General features: G+C 62.9%; 12 protein-coding genes and 1 pseudogene. 6 read left to right on the plus strand and 7 right to left on the minus strand.

Annotated elements, in window-relative coordinates:
* Window position 1 precedes the first annotated feature (1 nt).
* Window positions 2-1,381, plus strand: coding sequence for a heat-shock protein (locus tag VM99_09260; GenBank protein AKJ98237.1), 1,380 nt, complete (start codon window positions 2-4; stop codon window positions 1,379-1,381).
* 134 nt (window positions 1,382-1,515) lie between these two features.
* A complete protein-coding gene (locus VM99_09265; protein ID AKJ98238.1) occupies window positions 1,516-2,262 on the plus strand; it encodes a peptide ABC transporter ATP-binding protein in 747 nt (248 codons plus the stop codon).
* 3 nt (window positions 2,263-2,265) lie between these two features.
* Here VM99_09265 and VM99_09270 read toward each other — a convergent pair whose 3' ends face one another.
* Together VM99_09270 and VM99_09275 are read right to left on the minus strand one after the other, a co-directional pair.
* Entirely contained in the window at window positions 2,266-2,592 is a 327-nt protein-coding gene (locus tag VM99_09270; protein ID AKJ98239.1) for a branched-chain amino acid ABC transporter, read from the minus strand.
* A pseudogene (locus VM99_09275) lies at window positions 2,589-3,324 on the minus strand (branched-chain amino acid permease). Before VM99_09275 ends, VM99_09270 begins: the two are co-directional and overlap by 4 nt.
* A gap of 133 nt (window positions 3,325-3,457) precedes the next feature.
* Here VM99_09275 and VM99_09280 point away from each other — a divergent pair.
* Window positions 3,458-4,411 carry a LysR family transcriptional regulator gene (locus VM99_09280; protein AKJ98240.1) on the plus strand — a complete coding sequence of 318 codons (954 nt, stop codon included), beginning with the start codon at window positions 3,458-3,460 and terminating at the stop codon, window positions 4,409-4,411.
* A gap of 49 nt (window positions 4,412-4,460) precedes the next feature.
* Here the strand turns inward: VM99_09280 and VM99_09285 are convergent, their stop codons facing one another.
* The 4 genes from VM99_09285 to VM99_09300 form a co-directional block, all read right to left on the minus strand.
* Window positions 4,461-5,417 carry a dihydrofolate reductase gene (locus tag VM99_09285; protein AKJ98241.1) on the minus strand — a complete coding sequence of 319 codons (957 nt, stop codon included), beginning with the start codon at window positions 5,415-5,417 and terminating at the stop codon, window positions 4,461-4,463.
* A gap of 92 nt (window positions 5,418-5,509) precedes the next feature.
* Window positions 5,510-6,268 carry a 3-oxoacyl-ACP reductase gene (locus VM99_09290; protein ID AKJ98242.1) on the minus strand — a complete coding sequence of 253 codons (759 nt, stop codon included), beginning with the start codon at window positions 6,266-6,268 and terminating at the stop codon, window positions 5,510-5,512.
* A gap of 41 nt (window positions 6,269-6,309) precedes the next feature.
* Window positions 6,310-7,002, minus strand: coding sequence for a fumarylacetoacetate hydrolase (locus VM99_09295; protein AKJ98243.1), 693 nt, complete (start codon window positions 7,000-7,002; stop codon window positions 6,310-6,312).
* A 99-nt stretch (window positions 7,003-7,101) separates the two neighbouring features.
* On the minus strand, window positions 7,102-8,451 hold the full coding sequence (locus tag VM99_09300) for a glucarate transporter (GenBank protein ID AKJ98244.1): 1,350 nt from the start codon (window positions 8,449-8,451) through the stop codon (window positions 7,102-7,104).
* A 567-nt stretch (window positions 8,452-9,018) separates the two neighbouring features.
* Between VM99_09300 and VM99_09305 the strand changes: the two genes are divergently transcribed.
* From VM99_09305 to VM99_09315, 3 genes are all read left to right on the plus strand, one after another.
* The gene (locus VM99_09305; protein AKJ98245.1) at window positions 9,019-9,951 is read left to right on the plus strand and encodes an AraC family transcriptional regulator; all 933 of its coding nucleotides are present in this window, start codon (window positions 9,019-9,021) and stop codon (window positions 9,949-9,951) included.
* 181 nt (window positions 9,952-10,132) lie between these two features.
* Window positions 10,133-11,191, plus strand: a complete 1,059-nt coding sequence (locus VM99_09310) for an alpha/beta hydrolase (GenBank protein AKJ98246.1) — start codon at window positions 10,133-10,135, stop codon at window positions 11,189-11,191.
* Window positions 11,192-11,384: 193 nt separating this feature from the next.
* On the plus strand, window positions 11,385-12,200 hold the full coding sequence (locus tag VM99_09315) for a membrane protein (GenBank protein AKJ98247.1): 816 nt from the start codon (window positions 11,385-11,387) through the stop codon (window positions 12,198-12,200).
* A 7-nt stretch (window positions 12,201-12,207) separates the two neighbouring features.
* Here VM99_09315 and VM99_09320 read toward each other — a convergent pair whose 3' ends face one another.
* Window positions 12,208-12,687 carry a ketosteroid isomerase gene (locus tag VM99_09320; GenBank protein AKJ98248.1) on the minus strand — a complete coding sequence of 160 codons (480 nt, stop codon included), beginning with the start codon at window positions 12,685-12,687 and terminating at the stop codon, window positions 12,208-12,210.
* Window positions 12,688-13,001: the final 314 nt, after the last annotated feature.

Consider the following 13,001-nt stretch of genomic DNA (forward strand, 5'->3'; position numbering starts at 1 on the left):
CATGAGCCACTGGCAGCTGCTTAGCCTGACCCCGGACGCGGACGAGCGCAGCATCAAGCGCGCTTATGCGCGGCTGCTCAAGGTCCACCGCCCGGACGAAAACCCCGACGCATTCCAGCGCCTGCGTGAAGCCTATGAAACGTCGCTGGCCGAGGCCCGCTGGCGCGCGCAGGCCGATGAAGAAACCCTTGAGACACCGTTGGCCGAGCCCCTGCCGCCCGCCCCCGAGGAAGTGGAGATACCCGTGCGGGACATGCACGTGGAGCGGATCGAAATCCCCACGGTTGTCAGCCCTCCGGAGCCATCATTGGGGCAGATGGCGCAATGGTTGGTCGAAGGCAAGGAGCGCCAGCTCATGGAGGCCCTGCGTCACTGGCTGAGCAGTGAGTGGCTGGTGCCGTTCGAGCACCGCCAGCAGTTCGAGCAATGCGTGCTGGACTGGTTCGAGTCCGCCCCGAGTTGGTCGCCGGCCTTCTTCGAGGGCGTGTGCCAGGCCATGGGCTGGAACGAAGACCAGGGCAACCTGCCCTGCGCCTACTGGCGTTGGGATCGACTGATCCGGCACTGCGAAGTACAAGCCTTCGAGGAAACCCTGCGCAGTGACCTCGACCGTTTCGACGCCGATAAACTCCATGGACAGGCCGCCGCCCTGCTGCTCAAACCCATGAGCGACGCCCGCCGTCGTGCAATGGCCGACCACTTTACCGGCCTCGACTGGCAACGCTTCACCCAGCTCGCTGAAACCATCGAGTACCAGTACCCCGAGGTTCCCGAACGCCTGGAACTGCAACCCTTGGACAACTGGCGGGACTGGCTGCCGGCCACCAGCTATCGAGGGGTCAGCCTGTTTCTCTGGTTCGCGTTGTCCGCGTTACTCGTGGCAACGTTGTTCACCGTGCCGGTCAACCGGGATGAACCGCTGGCGGTGCTGCTGATGCCGTTCCTGATGCCGATATTGCTGTGGCTGGGCGTCAAGCTCTACCACGTCTGGACCTACGTGGCCGTGGCCGCCGCACAGTTCGATGTGTGGCTGAGCCAAAGGCTGGTCCCCCGCCGCTGGTACCGGCAAGGCGCCGGCCTGCTGGTGTTGCGTCACGTTGTCCCTGCTGCGGTGCCCGCGGCCCTGGCCTGCGCCTGGTCCGACGGTGCGCCGTGGCTACGCTGGGTCAGCCCGGCGGTGGTGTTCTTCGGCACGTTGTATTTCACCCAATTGGCCCTGAGCGGCGGTCGGGTCTCGATCTGGGATCGGGCAACGCGAGCCATCAAGTTGAAAATCGGACGGTTGCCCTGGCACCTGCTCAAGCGCGAAGGCGTCCTGGCCGTGCTGGCAGTGGCGGCGACGGCGGCGTGGGTGTATTCGAAGTTGAAGGCGGTGGCTTAGGCTATTTCGTACATAGCCTAGGACGGACTACCCCACTCAGTGCCAACCGGCATTGAACGGTTTTTTGCGTCTATGCTTATCTTGGCCCCCTTCTCAAAACCGCCCTCAACGGCGAAAGGCCCCCAGGTGAATACGTGAAACATTCGGCACCGACTGCAGTGCTGCTTTGTCTGTTGCTCGGCACGCAGGCCCGGGCCGAGCAGTACCAGGTCGTGACCGAAGAGTGGGCACCCTACAACTATCGGGAAAACGACCAGCTTACCGGCATGACCACGGAAATTGTCCGGGCCATCATGGCGCGCACCGGAGACGCTTTCGAGGTGTCGATGGTGCCCAGCATGCGCGCCACCCAGGCGCTGAACACCCGGGACAAGACCATCATGTACTCGCTGTTCCGCACCCCGGAACGCGAGGCGTTGTACAAGTGGGTCGGGCCGATCGTGGAAGAGTCCATCCACCCCTACCAGTTGAGCAGCACGCCGCCGGTGAACAGCCTCGAACAACTGCGGCACGTCCCGCAGATCACCACGCGGCACGCCGGCTCGGTGCCCGCCAGGCTGCAATCGATGGGCTTCGGCAACCTCGACAAAAGTGCGACGTCGAGCCTGCAGCTCTACCGCATGCTGCTCGCCGGACGCACGACCATCATCGTCGGCGACACCGATGCCGGGGTGGCCTACTACAGCCGCCAGTTGGCCATCGCTCCCGGCCTGCTGCGACAGATCCCTGTCGAGATCTACCGCTCATCGCTGTACATCGCCTTCAGCCCCGACTCCGAGGACAAGGTCGTCGCTGCCTGGGCCGCCGCCCTGGAACAGTTGCGCCAATCTGGTGAGCTGGCGCGTATCCAGCAGCGCTACGCACAGCCGGTCGGGCACTGATATTCACGCGACCAGGAACTTGAAACCCCACAACGCCGCCATCCCCACCGCCAGGGTCAACAGCGTATTGCGCCAGCGCCAGGCCACCCACGCAGCAACCATCGCCGCCGGCACCTGAGGATTGTTAAGCACCCATTCAGCCTGCCCGGCCGGGTACACCACGGCAGGCAGCACCAGGGCCGCCAAGACGCTGGCCGGTACGTACATCAATGCCCGGCGCATCAGCGGCGGGATGCGCCAGCGGCCATAGAGCTCGACAAAAGACAAGCGCATGGCGAAGGTGCCCAGGCCGGCCGCCAGGCACAACCCCCACAGGGCCAGGTCGCTCATTGGGCTTCTCCTTCGGCGCCCTCGACACTCGCGCTGTTTGACGAGGCCTGAAGACGCTCCACCACCAGCCCGGCCAGCACGCCCCCGAGGGAGGCGGTGACCAGGCCAAGGTTATAGGGCAGCTTGATCGCCAGCACGGCAAGCGTCCCGCCCACCGCCGCCGCGCACCAACTGGCGCGGCTTTGCAGGCCGGGAATCAACAACGCCAGGAACGAGAGCGGTATGGCAAAGCTCAATGACCAGTCCTGGGGAATGCTCGCGCCCAGGTACACCCCGGCCAGCACCGAAACTTGCCAGGCCAGCCACATGGTCACCGCGGTACCGGCATAGAAATAATGAGCAAAGGGCCCCAGCTCCCCGGACGACAGCTTCAAAGTACAGAGGGCGTAGGACTGATCGGAAAGCAGGTAGGACAGCGGCCACGTCCAGCGTCGGGGCAAGTGGTGCAGGTGAGGCGCCAGGGACGCGCTGTACATGATGAAACGCAGGTTGATGATCAGGGCCGTGACCACGATCGCCACAGGCAGCACGCCGTTGTGCAGCAACTGCAGCGCGACCATCTGGGCAGAGCCGGAGTAGAACAATATCGTCATGCCCATGGCCATGCCCGGCGACAGGCCCATTTCGATCGCCATGACCCCGGTCACCAACCCGAACGGAATGACGCCCGGCGTCAACAAGGAGCGCCCGGGCCCCTTGCATAAAGGCGTGTGCGCCACTGCGGTACGGCATCTGGTTTCCTCGTGCGGGGTTCGTTCGGACACAGGCCACTGGCGTTGCCCTGAGCATCGTGAGGTAGAGTGTAGGCATGCGGGACCGACCGGCAGAACCAACTTTTTTTCCGAGAAAGCAGGTAGTTTTTGTTATGGCCAGAAACGATCCGCCAGACCAGGCGCTGATGAAAATGCCTTCGTTCAAGGCCATGAGATCCTTCGTGGCCGCCGCCCGGTACCGCAACTTCACCCGTGCGGCCGAGGCGTTGTGCGTCACCCAGGCGGCCATCAGCCGACAGATCCGTGACCTGGAAACCTACCTGGGTACCGAGTTGCTCATCCGCAACGGCAGAGAACTCAAGCTGACGCCGTCGGGCGCCGCGCTCTTCGATGCAGCGCAGTTATCGCTGCTCAATATCTTCCAGGCCACGGAACGGATCCGCCGGGAGAAAAGCGACAAGCACGTCCTGACCCTGTGCTGTACCCCCGCATTGTCGACGCTTTGGCTGGCCCACCGGCTGAAGGACTTTTTCAGCGCCAACCCCGACATCGACCTGAAGGTCATCACCACCCAACATTTCCTGGCCATGGAGTCGGGCATCAACCCGGACCTGTTCATCGCCAAGTTCAACGACCACTGCCCCGGCTACCTGCGGGTGCCGTTGCTGCACGAAGTCGTCTATCCGGTGTGCACCCCACGCTATCTCCAGGCCCATCCGGAACTGGGAACGCTTGCCGGCCTGCGCAGCAACACGTTGCTGGACCTCAACCCTCATGGCCGTTCGCAACTCTCGGAGCTGATCGACTGGAACGTGTGGTTCGCCTACCAATCCCACGACCTGCAACTGTCGGTGTCGGACAGCCCGCAGTGGTTCAGCAGCAACGACTACAGCCTGCTGGTGCAAATGGCCCTGGATGACCAGGGCGTCGCGCTGGGCTGGGACCATCTGGTCCGGCACCTGGTGCAACAGGGCCGCCTGGTCCGACCCGTCCCGCAAGAGCTGGCGCTCAGGGAGTCGATCCAGTACCTGATGATCAACGAAGACAAGGTGGATGATCCGGCGTGCAAACGCTTGAAGGCGTGGCTGGTGGATCAGTTCCAATAGCGTGCGTGACGACCTCGGGAAGCCTGTGCTCCCTGAGGTCGCCCGACATTCAGCCCGTCACACAGCCCTGCGGCACCTTCCCGGCAAAACTGTCCACCAGGCTGGCCACCACCATTTCGCCCATGCGCGTGCGCGTTTGCAGCGTCGCGCTGGCCCGATGAGGCTGCAGCACCACGTTTTCATGGGCGAACAACGCCTCGGGCACGTTGGGCTCATCGACGAACACATCCAGCCCGGCACCGGCGATGTCACCGGCAGCCAGCGCCGCCACCAGGTCGGCCTCGTTGACCAGTTTGCCCCGGGCCACGTTGATCAGGTAGCCGCCCTTGCCCAACGCTTGCAGCACGCGTGCGTCAATGATGGCGTGGGCGTTGTCGGCGGCGGCCGCCAGGATCAACGCGTCGCTGTCGGCCGCCAAAGCCTTGAGATCGGCAACGAAGGTATAGGGCACGTCGCTCATCGGCTGTAGATCGGTGTAGCTGATCGGGCACCCGAACGCTGCTGCCCGGCTCGCCACGGCGCGACCGACCCGCCCCATGCCGACGATGCCGATGCGCATGCCGGAGACCTGGCGCGCCAGTGGCAACGGGGCCAAGGGCGTCGGGCTCTGCGGCCATTGGCCCGAGCGCACGTAGCGGTCACCGGTGCACAGGCCACGGCACACGCCGATCAACAGGCCCATGGCCAGGTCGGCGACGTCCTCGGTCAACGCGCCGATGGTGGCGGTCACGCGGATGCCGCGATCCCTGGCGTAGGCCAGGTCTACCGCGTCGGTGCCCACGCCGTTGACGGCCACCACTTCCAACTTGGGCAGTTGCTCCATGACAGCCCGGCTGATGCCGGTGTGCCCGCCGGTGATGACCCCGCGGATGTTGGCGCCATGCGCCTGCAGATACGCCGGTTTATCGGCCTGTTCGAAATAGCGCCGCACCGTGAACAGCTCGCTGAGCCGGGTGTTGATTTCAGGGATCAGGATCGGGCTGAGCTGCAAGACTTCTGGCTTCATGTGGACCTCGTGTCGCTAAATAAAAAAATCGATCGAGCACCTTGCTGCTCGCGTACGGCGTGCTGGATGCCATTCATGAGCAGCGTTACGGCTCAACCGCGACCGGCAAACGGCATGGCCGTGGCCATGACGGTCATGTTCAGGACGTTGGCCGACAACGGCAGGCCGGCGATGTAGCGCACCGCGTCGGCCACGTGCTTGACGTCCACCATCGGCTCCACCGCGATGGTGCCATTGGCCTGGCGCACGCCCTTGGTCATGCGCACCGACATCTCGGTGAGGGCGTTGCCGATGTCGATCTGGCTGCAGGCGATGTTGTACTCGCGCCCGTCCAGCGCCAGGGATTTGGTCAAGCCCAGCACCGCATGTTTACTGGCGGTGTAGGCACTGCTGAACGGCCGCGGGGTGTGGGCCGAAATCGAGCCGTTGTTGATGATCCGCCCGCCCTGGGGCTGTTGCCGGCGCATCAGGCCGAAGGCGCCACGGGCGCAGAGGAAAACACCGTTGAGGTTGGTGTCGATCACGTTGCGCCATTGCTCGAACGTCAATTCATCCAGTGGCACCGCCGGCGCGTTGACCCCGGCATTGTTGAAGACGACGTCCAGGCGTCCGTAGACCTCGGCGATGGTGGCGAACAGTGCATCGACACTGGCCGGGTCCCGCACGTCGGTGGGCACGGCCAGGGCCTGGTGCCCCTCGCTCGCCGCCGATTCGACCAGCGCCTGCAAAGGCTCCGGCCGCCGACCGGCCAGTACCAGGGTGTAGCCGTCAGCCAACAGCCCCAGGGCCACCGCACGACCAATTCCGCTACCGGCACCGGTGACCAGAGCCACTTTCAATGGGTGGGACATAGTGTTCCTTCCTTTCTCGAATCAGTTGACGCGCGCAGGGCTCAAGGCCGCTGGCCGACGCGCATTTCCAGTTGGCCGAGGCCATCGATGCCGGCGTTGATGACATCGCCCGGCTCCAACAGGTCCACGCCTGCCGGGCTCCCGGTCATGATCAGATCGCCGGCCCGCAGCGCCACCGACTGCGAGATCCGGCTGATCACTTCACTGACCGACCAGATCTGGCTGTCGAGGCTGTCGCGCTGGCGCTCCTGGCCGTTCACGTTGAGCCACAATTCACCTTCGGGGTGCCCCGCCCGCGAGACCGGCACGATGGCGGTCATCGGCGCTGCGGCCTCGAACACCTTGGCGCCTTCCCAGGGCAGGCCGTTGCGCTTGGCCCGGCGCTGGACATCACGCCGGGTCAGGTCGAGCCCCACGGCGTAGCCCCAGACATAGGCCAGCGCCTGGTCCTCGGGAATATTCGCGCCACCTTCGCCGATGGCCACGACCAGTTCGATTTCGTGAACGAATTCTTCCGTCACCGGCGGGTACGGCACTTCACCGACCGCATCCACCACACTGCTGGCCGGCTTCATGAAGAACACCGGTGGCTGGCGGTTCTGGCCCTGGGTGTCGGGCCACGGGTAGTTGCGACCGACACAAAACACCCGGCCGACGGGAAAGCGTTGCGCAGTGCCGACCACCGGCAAGGTCACTGGCAAGTCCGGGGTAAAGACGTACTCGGGCATGTTCATCCTGATAAAAGTCCTCTTGGTTGCGTCAGCGTACGGCGGCGATCCGTGGCGAAGTTGGAGGAATGCCGCCTTGTCTTGGAGAAAAACGGTTTTCTTGGCTCAGCGCGTCCGCAGTTCGATGCGGTACAAGCGGCCGAGCAGCAGCGAATAGGACAACGTGCCCATCAGTGCCACGCCGCCAATGAACCAGAACGCCAGGGCAAACGAGCCGGTGCTGTGGACGATCGCGCCGATCACGATGGGCGTGACGATGCCGCCGATGTTCGCCGCCAGGCTGGTGATGCCTCCGGTCAGCCCGATCAGTTCCTTGGGCGCCACCTCCGACACCGCCGCCCACGAGGACGAGGCAATGCCCTGGGCGAAGAAGGCGACGGTCAGGATGGCAATGCAGATCACGTTCGAATCGGTGAAATTGACCAGCACGATGGACATGCCCAGCATCGACCCGACCACCAGCGGCAACTTGCGTGCAAAGGACAGCGAATAGCCGCGACGGATCAACAGGTCGGAGATAATCCCGGCCAGCAGGATGCCGACGGTCGCGCCCACGAACGGCAGCACGGCGAAGATCCCGGCCTTGATCATGGTCAGTTGGCGTTCTTCGATCAGGTACGTGGGGAACCAGGTAAGGAAGAAGTACAGCGCCGAGGTGCTGGCGAACTTGCCAATGCAAATCGCCCAGACCTGCCGATAGCTGAACAGCTCGGCAATCTGCCGCCAGTTGAAACGGGTGCGTTCCTGGCTGCTCTTGACCAGCCCACCGCCGGCTTCGATGTACTTGAGTTCCTGCGGGCTGACTTTCTTGCAGTTCATCGGGTCGCGATAGAGGTACAACCAGGCCACCCCGAAGACGATGCCGAGGGCGCCGGTGCTGTAGAACACATGCCGCCAGTCGTAGGTGGTGGCCAGCCACAGCAGCGCACCGGTGAACAACGCCGTGCCCAGGTATTGGCCACAGACATAGATGCTGCTGGCCATGCCCCGCTCCCGCGCCGGGAACCACACCGTGACGGCTCGGCTGTTGGCTGGAAACGCCGGCGCCTCCATCGCACCGACCGCCAGGCGCAAGCCGAACAACGAGGCGAACCCGGTGGCAAAGCCCTGGCACACGGTGACCGTCGACCAACTGATCAACGACACCCCGTAGGTGAACCGTGAACCGAAGCGATCGGCAATGAACCCGGCGGGAACCAGGGCGAGCGCATAGGTCCAGGCGAAGGCGGAAAAAATCAGGCCCATCTCGATCTTGTCCAGGCCCAGGTCCTTGGCCAGGAAAGGCGCGGCGATCGAGATGTTGACCCGGTCGATGTAGTTGATGATGGTTGCGATCAACAGCAACGACAGCATGAACCAGCGCCGCCGTGACGGCAGTCGCCCAGGCACTGCGGCGTCCCGGGCGGCGGCGATCACCGGCGCCGAGGCGGTCTGGGAGGTGTGGGAATTCGACATGGGTGGACCTCGTTATTGTTAGAAGCGTCGAAATATCTACGAGCAGCCGAAGCCATTGCCCTCGATGTCGGGGCAGCACAATCGCTACTGGAATAAGGAAATGCGAACAGCCTGTGTCAGGCGGGCGAAGATGCCTGGCGCCAGGGGTTGCCGGGGGAAACGGCAGGAGGATCTGCCAACGATGGGAACCACGTCATGATGAGCGCACCTCTGGATTGTTTTTGGATAAAGGTCGGGTTGCGTGGCACCTACAGTGGTCGTACAACCTTGCAAAATCAACCGAGGCGTTAGATCGTTTTTTTCGAAGAAAGCCCTGAGGATGGGCCCTGTCCAAGAAAATGCAAAACCGCCGGTTTTTCCATGATCTTTTACGATCAAAGTTAACCAACTGTTTTATAAAGAAAAATATTAATAGACTGGCCTTTCTGGTTTTGGACACTCGCCTTGCGTCCAAGCAGGGCAGAAAATCACCGCCCTGCGCATCTCATCGTATAACTTCTTGAAAACTCGCCAGATGCACCGTCACAATCACCGTCATCGCCATGCCCTGCAGAGGATTCCCAGGAGATGCCAGCACCGAGCCGAGTCCCCACTTATGTCATGCAGCAACGCAGCGAACTGACGGACTTCTACATACGTGACAAAAAAGGCCGGCGCGCTGAAACCAGCCCTCATCGGCACGAGTATTTCCAGATCCAGATCAACCTGGGCGGCGATACGGTGCAGCACATCGGCAACGTCGAACGTCCGTTCCCGCGCAATACCCTGGCCTTCATCCTGCCCCACCGCGTGCATGTGATCCCGCACCCGGCCAACAGCAACTTCATGGTGATCAATTTTTCCCAGACCTTCCTGCTGCCGCACCTGCAGTGCGACCCGATGGACCTGGAGGAAGTCTCGATCCTCCTGGCACCGGAGTTGTCGCCGTTCCGCTTTCAGGAGCACCTGGACTTCATCCTGGCCGACGAGGATTTCGCCCGGGTCTGCGGCCTGATCGAGCAGATGCGCGTGCTCGATGAACACCGCCAGTTCGGCACCCGCGAAATGCTCAAGGGTTTGCTGTTGCAACTGATCGGCAGCGTCTGTGCGCTGTACGCCGAACCGCTCAAGCGCTTGGCCGAGGAAAATGCCGCTGAAGTCAGCCGCCGCGATGCGTTGGGCCGCATGTCCGAATACCTGCGCAAGAACATCGCTGATCCGGACCTCAACCTGATCAAGGTGGCCGCCGCGACCTACCTGTCCCCCACCTACCTGACCCACTGGCTGCGCAAGGAAATCGGCAAGACGTTCACCGAGCTGGTGCTTGAGCGACGGATGCACGCCGCCCGCAATTACCTGCTCAACGGAACGCGCCCGGTGGGCGAGGTGGCGCGCCTGTGCGGGTTTGCCGATGAGGCCTATTTCTCCCGGCGATTTCGCCAGATCCACGGGCAGCCGCCGGGACAGTTCAGGAAACAGCAGTTGAATCCGGACACGCCGCAGTTGCCGTTGAACACCTGACCCGCGGCGAGCGGGCTGCGTGCATGTATCGCTTTGTATCAGGCAGGCTTCCCGGTACATAACCTTTCACCCAGCCCCCTGGCCCGACACAGCCCGGATACCTCGTCGCGTTCAAATGTCTCCACGGTTTGAAGGGGTTCGACCAGCACCCCTGGCCACGACACGCGACGGAGGCATCACCATGAACAAGGCATTGCAGCACAGCACACCCCAGCGTCACCTGCTCGGCTCATCGATTCTGGCGCTCGCCGTGTTCGGCGCTTTCGGCGCAGCCAACGCGCAATCGGCAACCGCCGCGCAACCCGTCTCGACCGAAGCGAGCGCTCCCCAGGCAACGCCCTCGCCCTTCGGCCCGCTGAAGCATGTAAAGGCCGGCTTGCTGAACGTGGCGTATGCCGAGACAGGTCCGGCGGATGGGCCGGTGGTGATCCTCCTGCACGGCTGGCCCTACGATATCCACAGTTATGACCAGGTCGCTCCCTTGCTGGCCGCCAAGGGCTATCGGGTGTTGATGCCGTATGCCCGAGGCTATGGCGATACACATTTCCTGTCCGCCACCACGCTGCGCAACGGCCAGCCGGCCGCGCTGGCCAGCGACGTCATCGATTTCATGGATGCACTGAAGATCCCGCACGCCGTGCTGGGCGGCTACGATTGGGGCGCACGCTCGGCGGACATCGTTTCGGCGCTGTGGCCGGAACGGGTCAAGGCCCTGGTGTCGGTCAGCGGCTACCTGATCGGCAACCAGGCGGCCGGCCAGAACCCGCTGCCGCCCAAGGCCGAGTTGCAATGGTGGTATCAGTTCTATTTCGCCACCGATCGCGGCCGCGCCGGGTATGCGAAGAACACCCACGATTTCGCCAAGTTGATCTGGCAAACCGCTTCGCCGAAGTGGACGTTCGACGACGCCACGTTCGACCGCAGCGCCAAGGCCTTGGAAAACCCCGACCATGTCGACATCACCGTCTTCAACTACCGCTGGCGCCTCGGGCTGGTCAAGGGTGAAGCCCGCTACGAGGCACTGGAACAGAAACTGGCCACGGCGCCGGCCATTCGCGTGCCGACCATCACCCTGGAGGGCGATGCCAACGGCGCACCGCACCCGGCGCCCGAGGACTATGCCAAGCGCTTCACCGGCAAATACGAGTTCCGGTTGATCAACGGCGGCATCGGCCACAACCTGCCGCAGGAAGACCCGCAGGCCTTCGCCAAGGCCGTGATCGATGCCGATCATCTGTGAAGCCAGGCCGAACGTCGGGGAAAACAGCGCCGGGTAGCGCCTGAAGCACCCGGCGCTGGAGCCCAGGGCAACCCTGCGGGAGCGGGCGCCATCGTCCCGGGTGAGCGGCGCTGGGGTTTCGCCCGCAACGCCAATCGAACCCCTCGCAACACCATGGGTCTGCTCCTGTATCACGTCTACGGAATCGCAACCCATGTCCCCACACCAGAGCCTGGTTTTACTGGCCCGCGGTGGCTATGCCGCTCGTGGCGTCATCTACCTGATCATCGGCCTGTTCGCCCTGCTCGCCGCCAAAGACTCAAGCAACCCGAAAGACAGTCACAAGAGCCTGGAAGCGTTGCTGAGCCAACCTTTCGGCCACGCGCTGGTGGGACTGGTGGTGGCAGGTCTGCTCGCTTTCGCCGGCTGGCGCGTGTTGCAAGCCACCCGCGATGTCGACCACCACGGCCACGATCTCAAGGGCTGGGTCATTCGTGCAGGCTTGTTCGCTGGAGGCCTGGTCAACGGTGCGCTGGCATTCTTCGCATTGAGCCTGCTCATCAGCGGCCTCAGGCGGTCGAGCGGCTCCGGCGGTGATCACACCCCCGACCTGCTCGCCCGCCTGCTGTCCTGGGACCACTCGAACCTGCTGATTTACCTGATCGCCCTGGTGCCGCTGGGCGTAGGCATCGCGCACATCATCAAGGGCTGGAAAGCATCGTTCGAAAAGTACTTTGAAGCTGACGAAGACGTCATGCGTTATGTGCGCCCCGTGTCGCGCTTCGGCCTGGTCGCGCGTGGCGTGGTCTTCATCGAGATCGCCCTGTTGTTGATGGTCAGCGGCTCGGCCTACGAGGCCATGGACCCACCGGGGATGAAAGAGGCCCTCAATGCGCTCCAGAACCTGCCGGCCGGCGGTGTAGCCCTGATGGTGATGGCCTTGGGCTTGATCGCTTTTTCGGTCTACAGCTTTTCCGAAGCCGCCTGGCGCAAGATCAACATGGACGTGCCTGGAGTGCCGGACACCTGACACTGGCTTATTGCTGTGCAGGTTCCACGCGACGCATAAGATCGTTCAGCGCATACGTGTCGAGAAAAGCCTTTACCTCGGTAATCTGCCCCTGCGTGAATGTCATGTGCCATAGGTACGTGTTGTTATAGGGTTTACGATCCAGTGCGGTTGCCTGGCCGCTCCACAGCACGACCACAACGTCGTCTTCGGCAACAATGCTTTGAACGGTGGGCGAAATAGGCGTCGCCAACCGAGCACTGATCGGCCGTACGGCTTGTTCCATTAAATCGGCCTTGCTCTTGTACACGCCCGACACAGGACTGGATCCGGCGACCGTCCATGTGGCATTGGGCGCCAATAGATCGAACACGGTGCCTTTGCCTTGCTGCCAGTTCGTGAATGCCTGGCGCAGTCGATCTGCATTGGCGTTTTCCGACGCCCAGGCTGAGCTCATTGAAAGAGCCAGCGATAGTGCGATCGCTAGAGGGCGCAAAGCCGAACTCATCCGAGTGGTCATGTTGTTCTCCCAACAATGCCGTTGATAGGAAGTCGCAGGAAAACCTTAACGGCATGCGCCGGGCCCCTGTAGCTCGATACTGTTGCGTATTTGCCTGATGCTGCCTGGCGATGAGTGCTGGCGCGATTGAAGACCGGACACAACGTTGCCGACCTCAAGCCAGCTATCGCCGATTCATCGAAGCCCGCAAGGGGTTTCTCAGCCAAACCGTTCAAGTGGAATAAAACCGCTCTCCTTTGGAACGTTTCTTCCGTCATCGCCACTCAGGGCAAGGATGTCGCCGCTCATAGCGTCCAGATCGA

Source organism: Pseudomonas chlororaphis, assembly GCA_001023535.1.
Taxonomy (GTDB): domain Bacteria; phylum Pseudomonadota; class Gammaproteobacteria; order Pseudomonadales; family Pseudomonadaceae; genus Aquipseudomonas; species Aquipseudomonas chlororaphis_E.